Annotated in this window: 18 protein-coding genes; 10 read left to right on the top strand and 8 right to left on the bottom strand. The window is 67.4% G+C overall.

Annotation, left to right across the window (positions count from 1 at the left end; all coding sequences use genetic code 11):
- The first annotated feature begins 8 nt into the window (after nucleotides 1–8).
- Nucleotides 9–686: a GntR family transcriptional regulator gene (locus ACTAQI_RS00045; protein ID WP_457948679.1), complete on the top strand. Its 678-nt coding sequence runs from the start codon at nucleotides 9–11 to the stop codon at nucleotides 684–686.
- Between the two features lie 54 nt (nucleotides 687–740).
- On the opposite strand, the gene ACTAQI_RS00050 is transcribed toward ACTAQI_RS00045, so the two are convergent.
- The gene (locus ACTAQI_RS00050) at nucleotides 741–899 is read right to left on the bottom strand and encodes a hypothetical protein (protein ID WP_457948680.1); all 159 of its coding nucleotides are present in this window, start codon (nucleotides 897–899) and stop codon (nucleotides 741–743) included.
- On the opposite strand from ACTAQI_RS00050, the gene ACTAQI_RS00055 reads away from it, so the two are divergent.
- The 4 genes from ACTAQI_RS00055 (at nucleotide 898) to ACTAQI_RS00070 (ending at nucleotide 4143) form a co-directional block, all read left to right on the top strand.
- A complete protein-coding gene (locus tag ACTAQI_RS00055; RefSeq protein ID WP_457948681.1) occupies nucleotides 898–1611 on the top strand; it encodes a DUF969 domain-containing protein in 714 nt (237 codons plus the stop codon). The two genes, ACTAQI_RS00050 and ACTAQI_RS00055, sit on opposite strands and share 2 nt — an antisense overlap.
- On the top strand, nucleotides 1608–2579 hold the full coding sequence (locus ACTAQI_RS00060) for a DUF979 domain-containing protein (RefSeq protein ID WP_457948682.1): 972 nt from the start codon (nucleotides 1608–1610) through the stop codon (nucleotides 2577–2579). Before ACTAQI_RS00055 ends, ACTAQI_RS00060 begins: the two co-directional genes overlap by 4 nt.
- Before the next feature lie 34 nt (nucleotides 2580–2613).
- Nucleotides 2614–3693, top strand: coding sequence for a DUF2891 family protein (locus tag ACTAQI_RS00065; protein WP_457948683.1), 1080 nt, complete (start codon nucleotides 2614–2616; stop codon nucleotides 3691–3693).
- Between the two features lie 189 nt (nucleotides 3694–3882).
- Nucleotides 3883–4143, top strand: a complete 261-nt coding sequence (locus ACTAQI_RS00070; RefSeq protein WP_457948684.1) for a hypothetical protein — start codon at nucleotides 3883–3885, stop codon at nucleotides 4141–4143.
- On the opposite strand, the gene ACTAQI_RS00075 is transcribed toward ACTAQI_RS00070, so the two are convergent.
- From ACTAQI_RS00075 to ACTAQI_RS00100, 6 genes are all read right to left on the bottom strand, one after another.
- Nucleotides 4140–4367, bottom strand: coding sequence for a hypothetical protein (locus ACTAQI_RS00075; protein ID WP_457948685.1), 228 nt, complete (start codon nucleotides 4365–4367; stop codon nucleotides 4140–4142). The genes ACTAQI_RS00070 and ACTAQI_RS00075 overlap by 4 nt on opposite strands.
- Before the next feature lie 48 nt (nucleotides 4368–4415).
- Complete coding sequence (locus ACTAQI_RS00080; RefSeq protein WP_457948686.1) at nucleotides 4416–4574, bottom strand: hypothetical protein; 159 nt, start codon at nucleotides 4572–4574, stop codon at nucleotides 4416–4418.
- A 19-nt stretch (nucleotides 4575–4593) separates the two neighbouring features.
- Nucleotides 4594–5208 (bottom strand): hypothetical protein, encoded by a 615-nt coding sequence (locus ACTAQI_RS00085; RefSeq protein WP_457948687.1) that lies wholly within the window; start codon nucleotides 5206–5208, stop codon nucleotides 4594–4596.
- A 103-nt stretch (nucleotides 5209–5311) separates the two neighbouring features.
- Entirely contained in the window at nucleotides 5312–8140 is a 2829-nt protein-coding gene (locus ACTAQI_RS00090; RefSeq protein WP_457948688.1) for an FAD-binding and (Fe-S)-binding domain-containing protein, read from the bottom strand.
- A 14-nt stretch (nucleotides 8141–8154) separates the two neighbouring features.
- Entirely contained in the window at nucleotides 8155–8907 is a 753-nt protein-coding gene (locus ACTAQI_RS00095) for a FadR/GntR family transcriptional regulator (protein ID WP_457948689.1), read from the bottom strand.
- 69 nt (nucleotides 8908–8976) lie between these two features.
- Nucleotides 8977–10722 (bottom strand): L-lactate permease, encoded by a 1746-nt coding sequence (locus tag ACTAQI_RS00100; RefSeq protein WP_457948690.1) that lies wholly within the window; start codon nucleotides 10720–10722, stop codon nucleotides 8977–8979.
- A gap of 191 nt (nucleotides 10723–10913) precedes the next feature.
- On the opposite strand from ACTAQI_RS00100, the gene ACTAQI_RS00105 reads away from it, so the two are divergent.
- The 5 genes from ACTAQI_RS00105 (at nucleotide 10914) to ppsA (ending at nucleotide 17303) form a co-directional block, all read left to right on the top strand.
- The gene (locus tag ACTAQI_RS00105; RefSeq protein ID WP_457948691.1) at nucleotides 10914–11717 is read left to right on the top strand and encodes a (Fe-S)-binding protein; all 804 of its coding nucleotides are present in this window, start codon (nucleotides 10914–10916) and stop codon (nucleotides 11715–11717) included.
- Nucleotides 11714–13264 carry a LutB/LldF family L-lactate oxidation iron-sulfur protein gene (locus ACTAQI_RS00110; protein WP_457948692.1) on the top strand — a complete coding sequence of 517 codons (1551 nt, stop codon included), beginning with the start codon at nucleotides 11714–11716 and terminating at the stop codon, nucleotides 13262–13264. The genes ACTAQI_RS00105 and ACTAQI_RS00110 overlap by 4 nt, the downstream gene beginning before the upstream one ends.
- Nucleotides 13261–13899: a LutC/YkgG family protein gene (locus ACTAQI_RS00115; protein WP_457948693.1), complete on the top strand. Its 639-nt coding sequence runs from the start codon at nucleotides 13261–13263 to the stop codon at nucleotides 13897–13899. The genes ACTAQI_RS00110 and ACTAQI_RS00115 overlap by 4 nt, the downstream gene beginning before the upstream one ends.
- Before the next feature lie 9 nt (nucleotides 13900–13908).
- The gene (locus ACTAQI_RS00120) at nucleotides 13909–14727 is read left to right on the top strand and encodes a pyruvate, water dikinase regulatory protein (protein ID WP_457948694.1); all 819 of its coding nucleotides are present in this window, start codon (nucleotides 13909–13911) and stop codon (nucleotides 14725–14727) included.
- 146 nt (nucleotides 14728–14873) lie between these two features.
- Nucleotides 14874–17303, top strand: coding sequence for a phosphoenolpyruvate synthase (ppsA, locus tag ACTAQI_RS00125; RefSeq protein WP_457948695.1), 2430 nt, complete (start codon nucleotides 14874–14876; stop codon nucleotides 17301–17303).
- Between the two features lie 28 nt (nucleotides 17304–17331).
- Here ppsA and ACTAQI_RS00130 read toward each other — a convergent pair whose 3' ends face one another.
- Nucleotides 17332–17847, bottom strand: coding sequence for a DinB family protein (locus ACTAQI_RS00130; RefSeq protein ID WP_457948696.1), 516 nt, complete (start codon nucleotides 17845–17847; stop codon nucleotides 17332–17334).
- Nucleotides 17848–17912: the final 65 nt, after the last annotated feature.

Here is a 17912-nt window from a genome sequence, read left to right on the forward strand (position 1 = left end):
GTGGTGCCATGACGTTTGACGAGGTACTGGCCGATCTCCAAGCCCAGGCCAGGACCACCAAGCACGCCGAAACAGGCCTCTGGGTGGCCGCCCAGCTCCGCAGCCGCATCGCCGCGGGCCAGCTCGCGCCCGGCTCCAAGCTCGCGGAGGAAGCCCTCCGCGAGGCCCTTGGCGTCTCCCGCAACACCCTCCGGGAGGCGTTCACAGCGCTGCACGCCGAGCACATCGTCACCCGCATCCCCAACCGCGGCGTGTTCGTTGCCCACCCCACGGCGGACGACATCCGCGAAATCTACCGCGTGCGCCGGTTCCTGGAGCCCGCCGCGGTGCTGTGGTCCGGCGAAGCCTCGATGGAGTCCCTCACGGGCATCATCAAGGCCGCCAGGGCCGCCGCCGTGGAGGGCGACATTCCCGGCATGGCCGGGGCCAACCAGGACTTCCACCGCGCCATCGTTGACCGCGCCGGAAGCGAGCGGCTCAACAGCCTCATGGACCAGGTCCTGGCCGAAATGCGCCTGGTCTTCCACTCGATGGCCGCCAACCCCGCGTTCCATGAGCCCTACGTCGAGGACAACGCCCGGATCGTGGAACTCCTGGCAGCCGGGGACCGGGCCGCGGCAGCGGACTTCCTGGCCGCCTACCTGGACCGTGCCGAAGCCCAGCTGCTCGACGCCGTCGGCCGCTAGCCAACACCTTCCCCCAAAAGGGGGTTGCAGGATTGTTGAACAAAAAGCTATGCTTTAGATCACACCGTTGTTCTGCAGCTCACTTAACCCTGCAGCGCCAACGTGCCGGGGCTCCCGCCCCTCGGCGCCGTCACCCCAACTGACCAACCCCATGGACGCGCCGGCCCCCACTTTCGCAGACCCGTCACGGGTCCCCTGGGAAGGGATAATCATGCTTGTACTCATCGGGGTGCTGCTGGTGATCGTTGGCTTCGCCATCCGCCTGAACCCCCTGATCGTCGTCACCGTCGCCGGCATCGTCACCGCACTGCTGGGCGGAATGAACCCGGCGCAGATCCTCGACTCGTTCGGCACCGGCTTCGCCAGCAGCCGATCGGTCACCATCTTCGTTGCGGTGCTGCCGGTGGTTGGCATCATCGAGTTCTTCGGGCTGCAGGAGCAGGCCAAGATCCTCATCGGACGCCTGGCCAAACTGACGGCAGGCCGCGTCCTGATCGGCTACCTGGCAGTGCGCCAGCTGACCGCCGCCGTAGGCCTGAACAGCATCGGCGGCCACGCCCAGACCGTCCGCCCGCTGGTCTTCCCCATGGCCGAGGGCGCCGCGCTGCGCCGCTACGGGCACGTGCCGGAAAAGATCAGCGAGAAGATCAAGGGCCACTCCGCCGCCGCGGACAACGTGGGCGTGTTCTTCGGCGAGGACGTGTTCGTGGCGGTCGGTTCCATCCTGCTGATCACCACCTTCGTTGACACCACGTACCACCTGCACCTGGAACCGCTCCAGCTGGCCCTCTGGGCCATCCCCACCGCCATCGCGGCCTTCCTCATCCACGGCTTCCGGCTCCTGCGCCTGGACAAGCAGCTGGACAAGGAATACCGCGAGTACGAGCTCACCGCCCAGAAGGAAACCGCAGGAGAAGCCAAATGATCAACGTTGAAGCCGTCTACTGGCTGATCGGCATTCTGTTCGTCGCCTGGGCATCACTGATTGCCGCCGACACCAACCACCCCCGCCGGTGGGGCAGCTCCGCCTTCTGGGGCCTGCTGGGCCTGTGCTTCTTCTACAGCACCTGGGTCCAGGCCGGCACCGCGCCGGGCTGGATCCTGGGCATCGCCGTCCTGGTCCTGGTGGTGCTGGCATCCACCGGCCTGCTGGGCCACGGCAAGCACCGCTCCTCCACCGGCCCCGAGCGCGAGGCCTACGCCAAGCGCTTCGGCAACAAGCTCTTCATCCCGGCGCTGACGCTTCCCCTGGTTACCGTGATCCTGGTGCTCGCGGCACCCCTGCTGTCCATCGGCGGCACCCCGCTGCTCGACCCCAAGAACACCACGCTGGTAGCCCTGGCCATTGGCGCGGTGGCCGCCGTCGTCGTCGCCCTGGTGATCCTCAAGCCCAAGAACCCGGCCACGCCCATTTTCGAAAGCCGCCGCATCCTTGAGTCCATCGGTTGGGCGGCGCTGCTGCCGCAGATGCTCACCACGCTGGGCATCCTCTTCACCAAGGCCGGCGTGGGCACCGCCGTGGGCAGCCTCGCCTCCGGGCTGCTGCCCAAGGGCTCGCTGATCGCCGGTGTGATCGTCTACTGCGTGGGCATGTTCCTGTTCACCGTGCTGATGGGCAACGGCTTCGCGGCGTTCCCCATCATGACCGCGGCCATCGGCTGGCCCGTGCTGGTGGAGACCTTCCACGGCGACCCCGCCATCGTCTTCGCCATCGGCATGCTGGCCGGCTTCTGCGGCACACTCTGCACCCCCATGGCCGCCAACTTCAACCTGGTGCCGTCCGCGCTGCTGGAGATGAAGAACAAGTACGGTGTCATCACGGCGCAGGTGGGAACGGCCATCCCGCTGCTGGCGGTCAACATCGCACTGATGTACTTCCTGGCCTTCCACTAACCCTGCCTTCCCCTGACCTGCCTTTCAAAGGAGCATGATGGACAACGATCTTCGCGCACAGGCGGCGCCGGACTACGCAGCCGTGGTGCTGGGCAACCTTTCCGAGCCCTTCCCGCACTCGGCCCACCACACCCAGGTGTCCGCCGACGACCGGCCCACCCCCGAGCAGATCCACCCCGCCTTCTGCACCTCCTTCGACTGGCACTCCTGCGTGCACATGCACTGGCTCGGCGCCAGCCTGCTGGGCGGGGCTTCGCCTCAGGCAGGAGCGTCCGACGGCGGGACGGCGGCCTGGGTGGATGGCGCCACTGAAGCATCACTTCGGGAAGCGCTGGGCGCCAACCTGACCGCGGCCAAGCTGGCGGTGGAGCGGGACTACCTGCTGGCCAATCCGTCCTGGGAGCGGCCGTACGGGTGGGCCTGGCTGATGCGGCTGGCCGCCACATGTGCCGCCTCCTCCGATGCCCAGATCCGCGAGTGGGGCACTGCCCTGGATCCGCTGGTGGATGCCGTGGCGGACCTCAGCGCCGCGTGGATGGTCAAAGCCCAATATCCGGTGCGGCACGGGCTGCACACCAACGCCGCGTTCGGCGTGGGCTACATGCTGGATGCGTTCCGGTCGCTGGGCCGCGATGATGCCGCGAAAGCGTGCGAGGAAGCCGCGCGCGGCTGGTTCGGCAACGACCGCGGCTGGCCGGGCGACTGGGAGCTCAGCGGCCAGGACTTCCTCTCCGCCGGCCTGAGCGAGGCGGACCTGATGCGCCGCGTGCTGCCGGCAGACGAGTTTGCTTCCTGGTTCGCAGCGTTCCTCCCGGAGCTTTCCGTGGAGTCGCGGATCCTGCAGCCCGTGAGCGTGACGGATGAGACCGACGGCTACCTGGTGCACCTGCACGGGCTGAACCTCACCCGCGCCGGGCAGGTGGCACGGATCATCGCCACGCTTCGGGCATCCGCCACACCGGAGGCTTCCACCGCTGCCGCCGTGCTCAGCGAGGCACTGGACCCGCTGTTGAAGGCCGGGCTGTCCGGGCTGGAGAGCGGCGACTTCATGTCCACCCACTGGCTTGCCAGCTTCGCGTGGGACGCACTGGGTTCGGTGGCGGCGCTGGACTGAGTTTTTCCGGGCCCGGCATGCCCACCGGCGCCCACGGGACGGGCAGTCACACTCCGTCCCGTGGGCGCCGGCTGTGCATTCCGGGGTACCGGCGCGTTAGTCTTGCTGCACCACGCCGGAGGGCGTGACCTGGAGCAGCGGGCAGGGTGGTAATGAGCTGACCATCCGCCCGCGAGCCCGAGGAATCCGATGCGCCAGCACCCCACCCCCTGCCCGTCAGACCTTGCCATGGCGGGGGAAACCGCCACGCTCCGGCCCCGAAGGAAGCGGACCAGGCATCCACGGCTGGCGGTGGGGGACCGCGTCCGCTTCGCCGAAGGAACCCTGGCCGGCACCGGCGTGGTGGACGCCGTGACGTCCGACTATTCGGTCATCTGGGTGTGGGCCGACGAAGGCCAGGGCCGCCGCATGTTCCTGCAGGGCTACGGAAGCATCGTCTCGGCAATTTAGGTACGACGGCGGGCACCCGGCGGCAGGGGACGTCCGGCCACGAGCCACGCAACTCCGCCGAGCACGCTTCCGAAGACGAGGAGCACCAGCCAGACGTCCCTGCTGAAGGTGCGGATGTCCCGTTCGTCCGTCTGGCTGAAGTCGATCAAGCTGTAACCCCAAATGGCCACGCACGGGATGAGGACCAGCCAGGGCAACCACCACGTGGCACCTGTCGCGTTCATAGGACCAGTATGCGCCGGTTCTGTCGCAGCAGGCATGGGGCGGGAGTGTCAGCGGACGGTCCCGTCAGGTTGTTCTGAACGCTTGGCGCGGCGCTCGTCGGCCTGGCCGATCCCGTCGCGGACCGCGGCGCGGATCACGCCGTACAGGATGTAGAAGAAGATCGCCCCGAAGAGCACAAACAGCACAAGCCCGGCCACGTCACCCATCGTTGCGCTCCTCCTCCGGCTAGTACGGCTGAACGGACGCCGCCGCCTGACGCAACGTCCCGCCGTCGAGCATTAATGACGTTTCTTCCAGGCCGAAATCCGTCCACTGGCAAACCAGCCGGAGATCCCCGGCTGGGGGCAGCGGCCACAGCCAGAGCGTGCCGCTGCCGGAGAATTCGTCGTCACCGCCGCTGCCGCCGCCGTTGTTCAGGACGAGGGTGGGAGGCTCAGGCTCCTGGCCCCGCTCCATCAATCCATGAGGCCCAAGGGCACCGGTGCTGGCCTTTGAACCATCAGGGAATTCGACGCCGAACATCAGCCCGGTCTGCCGGCCACTGCCGCGGCGGATGCCCCTGCCCGGCTGGAAAAACAAGTGCTGCAGGTCTGCCCAGTCCTCCTCCGTCTGATCCGCCCTGCGAAGGACCCAGGACAGATTGAACAAGCACCCTGTGGAGAACACGTCCGCGCCCTTGATCGCCACCACCATGCTCGGGCTCCGGCTCACGAACCTGCCCAAATGGACGGCGGCCGGCAGCTCGTAAACCGGGGCCGCTGCCCACGGCGGCGGGACGTACCTCGTGGTCCGCGGCCGAGGCGGCAGGGGAGGGACCGGAAAGTCCTGGAAGAAAGTCATGATGATCCTTGGGTCCGCTGGCTGCGACCGACCAGCGGAACAGCGGCAGCGCCGCCCAGGATCCCCCAATCCGTCCTTGCCCGGCCAGTCTAGCGGGGAAGCCTCAGGGCCGCGTGGCCTCCTCAAGGATTTCCAGCAGGTGGCGGTACGAGTGACCGGTCGCCTTGGACATCCCCAGCTCGCAGGTGCGGTTGGTGGAGGCATAGGCGTCGAACTCCCGCTCGTTGATCTCGCCGGCCTGCCGGTTGGTCGCGGAATCGGTGAGTTCAGGATGGAGCAGGCCCCGGTCGCCTGCGAACGCGCAGCAGCCCCAATTCAGCGGCACGAACACATCCTCCGTGACAGCCTTGGCAATCTCCAGCAGCGCCGGGTTGGTCCCCATCTGCGTGGATGAGCACGTGGGGTGCAGCGCGATGGAACCCAGCGGGGCAGTTACCGTGAGCTGGCCCAGAACGTGTTCGTGCACAAACTCCACGGAGTCCACAAACCGCAGCCCGGCGTACCGTTCTCCGCCCGCACCCGCAAGGCGCTTCATGGTGTCCAGGCCTTCCGTGCAGGAGGCGGCATCGCACACCACCGGCAGCGCGCCCCGGCCGCTGGCCTCGTACAGCCGGTCCAGGACCTTAACCGTCATGGCCTCGTAGCCCTGGGAGAAGCCCTTGGACTTCCACGGGGTCCCGCAGCACAGGCTGTCGATGCCTTCCGGAACGGTGATCTGCACGCCGGCGCGTTCGCAAAGGTCCAGGAAGGCCTGGGCCGAGCCCTTCGCGGCGCCTTCCGGAGCATCGGCCGGGCCGAACATGGTGCCGATGCAGGCGGGGAAGAACACCGCGATGCTGCCTGGGTCCCGGCGTGCCCGGCGCCTGAAACCACCGCCGGGCAGTACGTCGGCGTAGGCAGGTACCGCTTCGGGCCCCAGCAGGGCACGGCCGACGGCGGTCGCGGCCTTTGGCAGCGGGCCCGGCATGGCCTTCGCCACGGTTAGGGCCAGCCCGCCGGCGGCGGTCACGGCGCCCCAGCTTTCGGCGGCCTTGTTCCAGCCGGCCGCGGCCACGGTGTTCGCGTTCTCCTTTCGCAGCCGCCGCACCAGGTCGCCGGTGTTGATGAGCACCGGGCAGGCGGTGACGCACATGCCGTCGGCGGCACAGGTCTGCACGCCGTCGTAGTCGTAGTCCTTGCGGAGGCTGGCGGCGAGGGCATGGTCGCCGCGTTGCTCAGCGGCAGCAATGTCGCGCCGGAGCACAATGCGCTGGCGGGGTGTGAGCGTGATGTCCTTGCTCGGGCAGACCGGTTCGCAGTACCCGCACTCGACGCAGCGGTCCACTTCCTCCTCCACCGTCGGTGCCACCTTGAGGTTCTCGATGTAGGAGAGCGGCTCATCGGCGAGCAGCACGCCCGGGTTCAGAAGGTTGAGCGGGTCGATCAGCCGCTTGATCTCCTGCATGACTCCGTAGAGCTCGTCGCCGTACTGGCGGCGGACAAAGGGCGCCATGATGCGCCCGGTGCCGTGCTCGGCCTTGAGCGAGCCGCCCGCGCCGAGGACCAGGTCCACCATCTCGTCGGTGAAGGCCTGGTAGCGCAGGAGCTGGGCCGGATCGTCAAAACGCTCGTTGAGCATGAAGTGGACGTTCCCGTCCTTCGCGTGTCCGAAGATCACCGATTCCTTGTAGCGGTGCTCGTGGAAGAGCCGCGTCAGTTCGCCGCAGGTGTCCGCGAGGGCGGGGACCGGCACCACGATGTCTTCCAGCAGCGCGTTGGTTCCCGACGGGCGGGCACCGGCCACAGCGGTGTACAGGCCTTTGCGCACGTGCCAGAGGGCAGCCCGGTCTTTGGGGTCCGAGGTCAGCGCGAAGGGCGTGGCCAGGTCCAGCGAGTCGAACAGCTGCTGCGAGCCTGCCCGCTTGCCGGACAGCTCCGCGGCGTCCGAGCCCTGGTGTTCAACCAGCAGCGCGGCGTGTCCCTGGACGGGCAGTGTCCGGATGGCGGCGGGGGCATCGGCGGCACCCTGGGCGACCTTCAGGGCCGCCGCGTCCATGAGTTCGATGGTGGCCAGGCCGGTGGAAACCAGGTCCGGCAGGGCTGCGGTGGCCGCGTCCAGGGTGTTGAATACCAGTAGGCCAGTGGCGACGGCGGGCTTGACCTCGACGGTCCGGAAGACAGCCTCGGCTACGAAGCCCAGGGTGCCTTCGCTGCCGATCATGAGGTGCATCAGGATGTCGACGGCCCGTTCATAGTCCAGGAACGAGTTCACCCCGTAGCCCATGGTGTTCTTCATCGAGAACAGCGAACCGATGATGCGGACGGAGTCTTCGTTGCCCACCACCCGGCGGCGCAGCCTCAGCAGCCCGTCGTGGAGTTCCGGTTCCAGCGCCCGCAAACGCCCGTCGGCGTCGGCGTCCGCTGTGTCGATGACCGTTCCGGAGGGCAGCACCAGCACCATGGATTCCAGCGTCCGGTAGGTATTGAACTCGGTGCCGCACGCCATCCCGGAGGAGTTGTTCGCGATGACACCGCCCACGGTGCAGGCGATCTCGCTCGCAGGATCCGGGCCGAGTTTGCGTCCAAAGGCGGCCAGCCGGGCGTTGACGCTGCGCACCGTGGCGCCGGGCTGGACGCGGACCCGGGCGCCGCCGTCGAGGACCTCGATGCCCCGGAAGTGCTGGCGGGTGTTGATCAGCAGGCTGTCACTCAGGGCCTGACCCGACAGGCTGGTGCCGCCGGACCTGAAGGTGGCGGGAATCCTGAGCTCCCGGCTGCGCTGCAACAGGGCGCCGACGTCTGCGGCGTTGCGTGGAGTGGCTACTCCCTGCGGGACCAGGAGGTAATGCGACGCGTCGTGGGCCATGGCATGGCGGTCCAGGTCCCGCGTGCTGACGGTCTCCAGGTCCAGCTGTTGGATGGGGGATTCGGCTCCTGCCGCTGTGGTTCTCATGCGTGCTCCAAAAATCAGGTGACGGTGCGGGGCTGGGGCGCGGTGGCGTCCCCGGCCCGCTGGTAGAACCATTCGATGTGCTCGCGCAGCAGGCGCGCGGCGAGCTCGCCGTCCCGGGACTGGACGGCATCAAAGATTCCGTGGTGTTGGGTGCGCAGGACTGCCAGGACGGCCGGCCAGTCCTCCATCGCGTCCATGGCTCCCTTGACGTAGCCGACGATCGAACCGCTGAGGGACTCCATGATGGTGGCCATCACCTCGTTGCCCGCGAGCGAACTCAGGGCCACATGGAACCTGGCATCCAGCTCGTGGAAGGCTGCGCGGTCCACCTCGGGGTGGTCCATGGCTTCGAGCAGTTTGCCCGCCTCTTCCCGTTCCGCGTCACCGCCTTCGCGCGCCGCGCCTGCATGCGCCGTCCAGGTTTCCAGGAGGATACGGGTTTGGACGATGTCCTGGACCGGCAGCCGGCTGCTGGCAACATGCAGCCGGAGGGCGGAGGAGAGCCCGGCGGACGGATCGGAGACCACGATGGCGCCGGAGGTGGGGCCTGAGCCCACCGAGCTGCGGACCACGCCCATGGCGTCCAGGATACGGATGGCTTCGCGTACCGACGCCCTGGAGATCCCGTAGTTTTCGGCCAGGGTCCGTTCGCCCGGGAGCCGGTCGCCGACCTTGATTTTTCCGTCCCGCAGGTCCGCTTCAATGTCTTTCAGGAGCGCGTCGTGGGTTCGGCGTCGGGGGGTTGCTCCGGCTGCGGCGGTTGTCACGGGCCATCCTCTGGGGTGGGGGAGTGCGGGCCGGCGGGCCCGCACCCCGGTTGTGCGCGGGTGGTTGGGCTACGGAAGCATCCAGCCCAGGACTGGGGTGGACTGCAGGTAGACGATGGTGCACAGCACCAGAAGCAACCCCACGCTCCATCCGACTACCTTACGCAGAAGGACCGACTCCTGGCCGTCAAGGTTGACGGCGGTGGCGGCAATGGCGAGGTTCTGCGGGCTGATGAGTTTGCCCACCACCCCGCCGGCCGTGTTGCCGGCCACGAGCAGGTTGGGATCGATGCCTGCATTCACGCCGGCAGTCTGCTGCAGCTTGGCAAACAGGGCGTTCGCGGAGGTGTCCGAGCCGGTCACGGCCGTGCCCAGCCAGCCGAGCACGGGGGAGAGGAACGCGAAGAAGCTCCCGGTACCGGCCAGCCAGACGCCGATCGAGACAGTCTGGCCGGAGTTGTTCATGACGTAGGCCAGGGCGAGCACCGTGATGATGGTGAGGCCGGCCCAGCGCATCTTGAAGATGGTCCGTCCGATTTCGGCCACGGCGTTGCCTACAGTCATGTGGAAGCGGCCGTGGTCATCGAAGCGGGCGTAGACCACAGCCACAATCAGGCCCGTGATCAGCAGGAGCGTACCGGGGCTGGACAGCCACTGGAAGACGTAGGTGGTGGAGGACAGCGGCTTGCCGTCGGCGCTTACCAGGGCGTCGTGGAGGACAGGCCACGGGACCTTGACATCGGTGGCGGCGAGGACGGCGGGAAGGTCGACGCCGAGCTTCCACAGTTTGGCGATACCGAACACCACAATGACGAGGAAGTAGGGAAACAGCGCGAGCCACGTGCGTGCCGGGGTGAGGCCTTCGCCGTCCGCGGCGTGTACGGTGGCGACGCTTCCTGCGCGGGCGCTTCGCGAACCCTGGTTTCGCGCCCTGGTGCCAGCGGCGGTGGCTTCCACGGCGACGCCCAGCCGGTCACGTGCCGCCGCGGTGCCCCTGGGCTTCCAGAAGCGGAAGAACAGGACGGCCGCGCCCAGGCCCACCAGCGAGGCCATGATGTCCGTGAGTTCGTAGGAGAAGTAGTTGGAGCAGAGGAACTGAGCTGCGGCGAAGGAGAATCCGATGACCACAGCGGCGGGCCAGCAGTCTTTCAAACCCTTGCGGCCGTCAAGGATGAAGAGCAGGATCAGCGGGACGAAGGTCGCCAGCAGCGGGGCCTGGCGGCCCACCATGGCACCAATGTCCGTCGCGTGCAGGCCGGTGAGCCCGGCAGCGGTAGTGATCGGGATGGCCATGGCACCAAAGGCCACCGGTGCGGTGTTGGCAACCAGGACGGCGGCAGCGGCCCGCAGCGGCGGAAGGCCCAGGGCCAGGAGCATGGTGGCGGTGATGGCCACCGGCGCGCCGAATCCGGCAAGGGCCTCGAGCAGCCCGCCGAAGCAGAACGCAATCAGGACGCCCTGCAGGCGGACATCGCCGCCGCCAATGACATCGAAGACCCTGCGGAGGTCTTCAAAGCGGCCGCTGAGCACCGTCACCTGGTAGAGCCACACGGCCATGACCACGATCCACAGGACGGGGAAGGCGCCGAAAACCCCGCCTTGGGTGGCGGACAGGAGCGCCAGGCCGGCCGGCATCTTGAAAGCCAGGATGCCTACCGCCAGGGCCACCAGCAGGGCAAACGCCCCCGCCACGTGGGCTTTGGTCTTGACGACGGCGAGAAGGACAAAGAAGGTCAGCAGCGGCAACAGGCCGACGATGGCCGACCAGGCAACGCTGTTCAGCACCGGGTCGGTGCTTGGGGTGAAGTGGTCCACGGAGTTCCTCCACGTTGAGGGCGATGGGGATGGCTTTGGTCAGACCACTATGGTCCGACCACGGAAGTGTAGCCCACAATCTGCCCCGACTGTGAGCCCGTTCACCATCGGGCGCCGGGGTTGTACGTGGCGGCCATCACGTGGTCTACTGTGGTCAGACCATACGCTCAACCCCATTCTGGAAGGCCGTCATGAGAATTGCCTTGTTCGCCACCTGCATCGTGGATGCGATGTACCCGGCCACGGCGAGGGCTACTGTCAGGATCCTGGAGCGGCTGGGACACGAAGTGGTGTTTCCCTCCGGCCAGGCCTGCTGCGGCCAGATGCACGTCAACAGCGGCTACCTCAAGGAGGCCGTCCCCGTGGTGGCCAACCACGTGGCCGCATTCGATACCGCGGACTACGACGTTGCCGTGGCCCCCTCCGGTTCCTGCGTGGCCTCGGTCAAGCACCAGCACCCCATGGTGGCCCGCTCCTGCGGCGACGCCGCGCTGGAAGCCCGCGCCACCGCCGTCGGCGCCAAAACCTACGAGCTGTCCGAACTGCTGGTGGACGTGCTGGGCGTGACCGACGCCGGCGCGCAGCTGGGCTCCTACTTCCCGCACCGGGTGACCTACCACCCCAGCTGCCACGGCATGCGCCTGCTGCGGCTCGGGGACCGGCAGTCCCGCCTGCTTCGGACCGTGCAGGGGATTGACCTGGCCGACCTGCCTGAAGCGGACCAGTGCTGCGGCTTCGGCGGCACGTTTTCCATGAAGAACGCCGATGTTTCGTCGGCCATGCTCCAGGACAAGGCGGCCAACATCGAGGCCACCGGCGCCGAGCTCTGCACTGGGGGTGACGCTTCCTGCCTGATGCACATCGGCGGCGGCCTGTCCCGCCAGGGCAGCCCCACCACCACCCTCCACCTGGCCGAAATCCTCGCCAGCACCATGGAAGAACCGGCGTCCGTCACCGGCGAAGTCCGCGTCTCCACCGGAAAGGCCCTGCGATGACCACCTTCCTGGGAATGCCCGCCCTTCCCGCCTTCGGCTCGGGCAACCTGTTCGCGGGGGAGTCCTTCCCCAAGGCGGCGCACCGCGAACTGGGCAACGCCCAGCTGCGCGCCAACCTTGGCCATGCCACGCACACCATCCGCGACAAGCGCCAGGCCGTGGTGTCCGAACTGCCGGACTGGGAACAGCTGCGCGATGCCGGGTCCGCCATCAAGCAGTCGGTGATGGCCAGGCTGCCTGAACTCCTTGAAGAGTTTGAAGCGAACTTCACCGCCCGCGGCGGCGTGATCCACTGGGCCCGCGACGCCAACGAAGCCAATCAGATTGTGGCCGGACTGGTCCGGGACACCGGCGAAACCGAGGTGGTCAAGGTCAAGTCCATGGCAACCCAGGAAATCGGGCTCAACGAGTACCTCGAGGAGCAGGGAATCGAGGCCTTCGAAACGGACCTTGCCGAGCTCATCGTCCAGCTGGACCACGACAAGCCCAGCCACATCCTGGTTCCCGCCATCCACAAGAACCGCACCGAAATCCGGGACATCTTCCTCCGTGAAATGCCCGGCGCGGACCCCGCCCTCACCGACGACCCTTCCGTTCTGGCCATGGCTGCCCGCGAGCACCTGCGCCGGAAGTTCCTTACCGCCAAGGTGGCAGTGTCCGGGGCCAACTTCGCCCTTGCCGATTCCGGCACCCTGGCGGTGGTCGAATCCGAAGGCAACGGCAGGATGTGCCTCACCCTTCCCGAAACGCTGATCACCGTGATGGGCATCGAGAAGCTGCTGCCCACGTGGCAGGACCTGGAAGTGTTCATGCAGCTGCTCCCGCGTTCTTCGACGGGGGAGCGGATGAACCCGTACACCTCGCTCTGGACCGGAGTGACGGAGGGCGACGGGCCGCAGAACGTGCACCTGGTGCTCCTGGACAACGGCCGCAGCGCCGCACTGGCCGATGAAATGGGCCGTTCCGCCCTGCACTGCATCCGCTGCAGCGCGTGCATGAACGTCTGCCCGGTGTACGAGCGGACCGGCGGCCACGCCTACGGCTCCACGTATCCCGGGCCCATCGGCGCCATCCTCTCACCCCTGCTCACCGGTATCGAGGCGGAGGAAAACAGCTCCCTGCCGTACGCTTCTTCGCTCTGCGGGGCCTGCTACGACGCGTGCCCCGTCAAGATCAACATCCCTGACATCCTGGTGCACCTGCGCAGTGTGGACGTGGACAGCAAGCGCGGAAAGAAGAAGGTCCCCAGCCAGATGGACGTCGGCATGAAGGCCGCCTCCTGGGCACTGTCGTCCGGCAAGCACCTGGGCCTGGTGGAGAAGGGGCTGCCGCTCGGCCGGCTGGCCGCCGGACGGGACAAGAAAATCAAGAAGCTGCCCGGCATCGCCGGCGGCTGGACCCAAAGCCGGGACATCCCGGCGCCGCCGGCACAGTCCTTCCGTGATTGGTGGGCCAAGGAACATCGGAACGCCGGCGGGTCGCACGGCCAGACGGACACCGGGCCGTCCCACACGCCGTCACCAGATACAAAGGAAGCCCAGCAATGACCGCACGCGAAGACATCCTTTCCCGGGTCCGGGCCGCACTGCAGGACAGCCCCGAGGCACCGCAGATTCCGCGGGAATACCGGGCCGCATCAGGGATGGGCGCCGACGAGCTCATCGACTTGCTGGTGGACCGGCTGGTGGACTACAAGGCGCAGGTGGCTGTGGTGCCGGAAACCGAGGTGCCTGCCCGGATTGCGTCGCTCCTTGACGGGGCACGGACCTACGTGGTGCCCCAAGGGCTCGACGGAGGGTGGCTGGCAGGGGTAGACGACGGCGGCAGCGGCGGCTCCCGCCGTCGGCTGGACTCCCCGGCGGAACCGCTCAGCGTTGCCGAGCTCGATAGCATCGATGCGGTGGTGACCGGCAGCGCCGTGGCCGTGGCCGAAACCGGAACCATCATCCTGGACGGCAGCGCCAACCAGGGCCGCCGCGCCATCAGCTTGGTCCCGGACCACCACATCTGCGTGGTGAAGGCCGCGGACATTGCCGGGATCCTGCCCGAGGCGCTGCGCCGGATCGACGGGACCCGGCCCATCACCATGATCAGCGGGCCCAGTGCCACCAGCGACATCGAGCTTGAACGCGTGGAGGGGGTCCACGGCCCGCGCAGGCTTGACGTCATCATTGCCCGCTAGAGTTCTGCCATGACCACTGCTGCTCTACGGCCTGTCTACTTCCTGTCGGACAGCACCGGCATCACCGCGGAAACCTTGGGGAATACGCTGCTGACGCAGTTCCCCGTGGACAACTTCGACCGCGTCACCATCCCTTTCATCACCACGGCTGAACAGGCGCGGTCCGTGGTGCGGACCATTGACGGCCTTGCCGCCACCGGGCCGCAGCCGCTGGTCTTTTCCACCGCCGTCAGCAGCGAGATCCGCCAGATCCTGGGCGGCTGCAAGGGCGTCATCGTGGACCTGATCGGGACCCATGTGGGCGTCCTGGAACAGGCGCTGGGGGCACCGGCCAGCGGCGAACCGGGCAGGGCGCACGGGCTGGGGAACGCCGCGCGCTACCAGTCCAGGATGGCGGCGGTGGAGTATGCGATGGAGCACGACGACGGCCAGAGCCTGCGTGCGCTGGAGAAGGCACAGGTGATCCTGGTGGCCCCGTCCCGGTGCGGCAAGACACCCACCACTATGTACCTGGCCCTGCAGCACGGAATCTTCGCCGCCAACTTCCCCCTGGTGGATGAAGACTTCCAGCGGGACGGCCTGCCCAAGCCGCTGCAGCCGTTCGTGTCGAAGTGTTTCGGCCTGTCCTCCAACCCGCTGCGGCTGAGCCAGATCCGCACTGAACGGCGGCCCAGTTCGCCGTACGCGTCGCTGCGGCAGTGCGGCTTTGAGCTGCGCAGTGCCGAGCAGCTGTACGTTTCGCACCGGATTCCGTACCTGAACTCGGCCACCGTGTCCGTGGAGGAAATGGCGGCCACCATCCTGCAACGGATGAACCTCAAGCATTAGCCCGTGAATTCACAAACGTGGCGTAGCGCACATCATGTGGAAAGTCCGTAGAAGACCTGAAACTGTTAGCAGGGTTTTTCTTCCGGCCGGCACTACCGTGACCGGCGGGCAATGCCTACGCCACCCTCTGCAAAGGAGCAGTAAATATGACGACAGACGTTCTGTGGTTCTCTGAACTTGGACTCAACGACCTGGACAAGGTGGGCGGCAAGAACGCCTCCCTGGGCGAGATGGTGCAGAACCTGACCTCTGCCGGCGTCCAGGTCCCGGACGGGTTCGCCACCACGGCAGACGCATACCGCAGGTTCCTGTCCGATTCGGGCCTGGACCAGAGGATCGCCGACCGGCTGGTGGGGCTGGACACGGACGATGTGACGGCACTGGCCGCTGCCGGCCAGGAGATCCGGTCCCTGGTCCGCGATACGCCCTTCCTGCCGGACTTCGAGGCGCAGGTCCGCGAGGCGTACCAGCAGCTGGTGGACAAGCACGCCGGTTCCGCCGACCTGTCCTGGGCGGTCCGCTCCAGCGCCACGGCAGAGGACCTTCCCGATGCCTCGTTCGCCGGGCAGCAGGAAACCTTCCTGAACGTCCGCGGGATCGAGAACATCCTGCAGGCCATCAAGGACGTCTTCGCCTCGCTCTACAACGACCGCGCCATCGCCTACCGCGTGCACCACAAGTTCGAACACGCCGAGGTGGCACTCTCGGCGGGCATCCAGCGGATGGTGCGTTCCGACGTCGGTGCTTCCGGCGTCATGTTCACCATGGACACCGAGTCCGGCTTCCAGGACGCCGTCTTCGTCACCTCCTCCTACGGGCTGGGCGAAGCCGTGGTGCAGGGCGCCGTGAACCCCGACGAGTTCTACGTGTACAAGCCCGCCCTGGAGGCCGGCCGCCCGGCGATCCTCAAGCGGGGCCTGGGCGAGAAGGCCCTGCAGATGACGTACACCGACAGCAGCGAGATCGGCCGCACCATTGATTTCGTGCCGGTGCAGGCTTCGCTGCGCGCGCGCTTTAGCCTGACGGACGACGACGTGGAGCAGCTTGCGCGCCACGCCGTCGCCATTGAGAAGCACTACGGCCGTCCCATGGACATTGAGTGGGGCAAGGACGGGATCGACGGCGGCCTGTACATCCTGCAGGCGCGTCCGGAGACCGTGCAGTCCCGCCGGGCGCCCGGCAGCCAGAGCCGTTTCCGCCTGAACGCCACCGCCCAGGTGCTGGTGGAAGGCCGCGCCATCGGCCAGCGGATCGGTGCCGGAAAAGTCCGGATCCTCACCGCGATCGACCAGATGGCCTCGTTCCAGACCGGCGACGTGCTGGTGGCGGACATGACCGACCCCGACTGGGAACCGATCATGAAGCGCGCCTCCGCCATCGTCACCAACCGCGGCGGACGTACCTGCCACGCCGCCATCATCGCCCGCGAACTGGGGATTCCCGCCGTCGTCGGCACCGGCAACGCCACGGACACCCTGGCGGACGGCCAGGAAGTCACCGTGTCCTGTGCCGACGGCGAGACCGGGAGCATTTACGAGGGCCTGCTGGACTTCAGCGTTGAGGAAACCGGCGTCACCCAGCTGCCCGAGGCGCCGGTGAAGGTCATGATGAACGTGGGCACCCCGGAGCAGGCATTCACCTTCGCGCAGCTGCCCAACCACGGCGTGGGCCTGGCCCGGCTGGAGTTCATCATCAACCGGCAGATCGGCATCCACCCCAAGGCGCTGCTGAACCTGGACAGCCAGCCGGAGGACGTGGCCGCCGTGATCAGGGAACGGATCAGCGCCTACAGCAGCCCCCGCGACTACTACATCAAGCGCCTGGCCGAGGGCGTGGCCACCATTGCCGCGGCGTTCGCGCCGGAACCGGTGATCGTGCGAATGTCCGATTTCAAGTCCAACGAGTACGCCAACCTGATCGGCGGCCCGGCTTACGAGCCGCACGAAGAGAACCCGATGATCGGTTTCCGCGGCGCCTCACGGTACCTTGAACCGTCCTTCCGGGACTGCTTCGACCTTGAGTGTGAGGCCCTGTCCTTCGTGCGGAACGAGATGGGCCTGACCAACGTCAAGCTGATGATCCCGTTCGTCCGGACCCTGGACGAGGCGCGGGGCGTCATCGAACTGCTCGCCGAGAACGGACTGCGCCGCGGCGAGAACGGCCTCGAGGTGATCATGATGTGCGAGCTGCCGTCCAACGCGCTCCTGGCCGACGAGTTCCTGGAGTACTTTGACGGCTTCTCCATCGGCTCCAACGACATGACGCAGCTGACCCTTGGCCTGGACCGGGACTCGGCGATCGTGGCCAACAGCTTCGATGAGCGGGACGCGGCCGTGAAGAAGCTGCTCAGCATGGCCATCAAGGCCTGCCGGGCCCGTGAAAAGTACGTCGGCATCTGTGGCCAGGGCCCCAGCGACCACCCCGACTTCGCGGAGTGGCTGGTGAAGGAAGGCGTCAACTCCATCTCCCTGAACCCGGACACCGTGGTGGACACCTGGCTCCGGCTTGCCGGGGCGTCGGAGGATGCCGTGAACGGTGACGCGAACGCCGCTGCGGTTGCCGCCGTCGGCGCCTAGCCGGTTATCAGTCCCCTGGGCGGGCCCGTCACGGCTGAAAGGCCATGACGGACCCGCCCAGGATCTGCTCGCGGAGGATGTCCGCATGGCCGCAGTGCTGCGCCAGTTCCCGGAGCATATGCAGGTAGACCCAGCGCAGCGGCACGGGTCCCCGCCGGTTGCCGGTCACCACGTCATCCAGGCGTAGAGGGGCGGCCGCCGTCCGGGACGCGGAGCACGCTGCCAGGTGCGCGGCCCGGATGGACTCGATGGTGTCGCCGTCGTCCAGGATGAATGACTCGTCCGGCGTGGCAGGGATGCCAATTTCGCTGCGCGGCCGGCCGGTGAAGGCCTCATCGAACCAGACTTTCTCCACGAAGGTGGCGTGCTTCACCAGCCCCATCAGGGTGGTGCGGGAGGGGACCAGCCTGCGCCGGGCCTGCTCCTCGGTCAGCCCGTCCAGAGAGTCGTTGAGGGCGGCCCGGTGCTCATCCAGGAAGAACTCGAACTGGACGCGCTCAGGTTCGTTGATGACGTCGTCCATCGAGTGGGAGAGGGATGCCATACGCAGACCCTAGCAAGCGGGCACGGCAAAACACCCCTGCAGGTCTATACCGGTGGCGCGGCCAA

The organism is Pseudarthrobacter sp. alpha12b, from assembly GCF_054130495.1.

Coding starts and splice junctions, on each gene's coding strand:
- ACTAQI_RS00045 (WP_457948679.1), top strand. CDS start 9: ATGACGTTTGACGAGGTACTGGCCGATCTCCAAGCCCAGGCCAGGACC.
- ACTAQI_RS00055 (WP_457948681.1), top strand. CDS start 898: ATGCTTGTACTCATCGGGGTGCTGCTGGTGATCGTTGGCTTCGCCATC.
- ACTAQI_RS00050 (WP_457948680.1), bottom strand. CDS start 899: ATGATTATCCCTTCCCAGGGGACCCGTGACGGGTCTGCGAAAGTGGGG.
- ACTAQI_RS00060 (WP_457948682.1), top strand. CDS start 1,608: ATGATCAACGTTGAAGCCGTCTACTGGCTGATCGGCATTCTGTTCGTC.
- ACTAQI_RS00065 (WP_457948683.1), top strand. CDS start 2,614: ATGATGGACAACGATCTTCGCGCACAGGCGGCGCCGGACTACGCAGCC.
- ACTAQI_RS00070 (WP_457948684.1), top strand. CDS start 3,883: ATGCGCCAGCACCCCACCCCCTGCCCGTCAGACCTTGCCATGGCGGGG.
- ACTAQI_RS00075 (WP_457948685.1), bottom strand. CDS start 4,367: ATGAACGCGACAGGTGCCACGTGGTGGTTGCCCTGGCTGGTCCTCATC.
- ACTAQI_RS00080 (WP_457948686.1), bottom strand. CDS start 4,574: ATGGGTGACGTGGCCGGGCTTGTGCTGTTTGTGCTCTTCGGGGCGATC.
- ACTAQI_RS00085 (WP_457948687.1), bottom strand. CDS start 5,208: ATGACTTTCTTCCAGGACTTTCCGGTCCCTCCCCTGCCGCCTCGGCCG.
- ACTAQI_RS00090 (WP_457948688.1), bottom strand. CDS start 8,140: ATGAGAACCACAGCGGCAGGAGCCGAATCCCCCATCCAACAGCTGGAC.
- ACTAQI_RS00105 (WP_457948691.1), top strand. CDS start 10,914: ATGAGAATTGCCTTGTTCGCCACCTGCATCGTGGATGCGATGTACCCG.
- ACTAQI_RS00110 (WP_457948692.1), top strand. CDS start 11,714: ATGACCACCTTCCTGGGAATGCCCGCCCTTCCCGCCTTCGGCTCGGGC.
- ACTAQI_RS00115 (WP_457948693.1), top strand. CDS start 13,261: ATGACCGCACGCGAAGACATCCTTTCCCGGGTCCGGGCCGCACTGCAG.
- ACTAQI_RS00120 (WP_457948694.1), top strand. CDS start 13,909: ATGACCACTGCTGCTCTACGGCCTGTCTACTTCCTGTCGGACAGCACC.
- ppsA (WP_457948695.1), top strand. CDS start 14,874: ATGACGACAGACGTTCTGTGGTTCTCTGAACTTGGACTCAACGACCTG.
- ACTAQI_RS00130 (WP_457948696.1), bottom strand. CDS start 17,847: ATGGCATCCCTCTCCCACTCGATGGACGACGTCATCAACGAACCTGAG.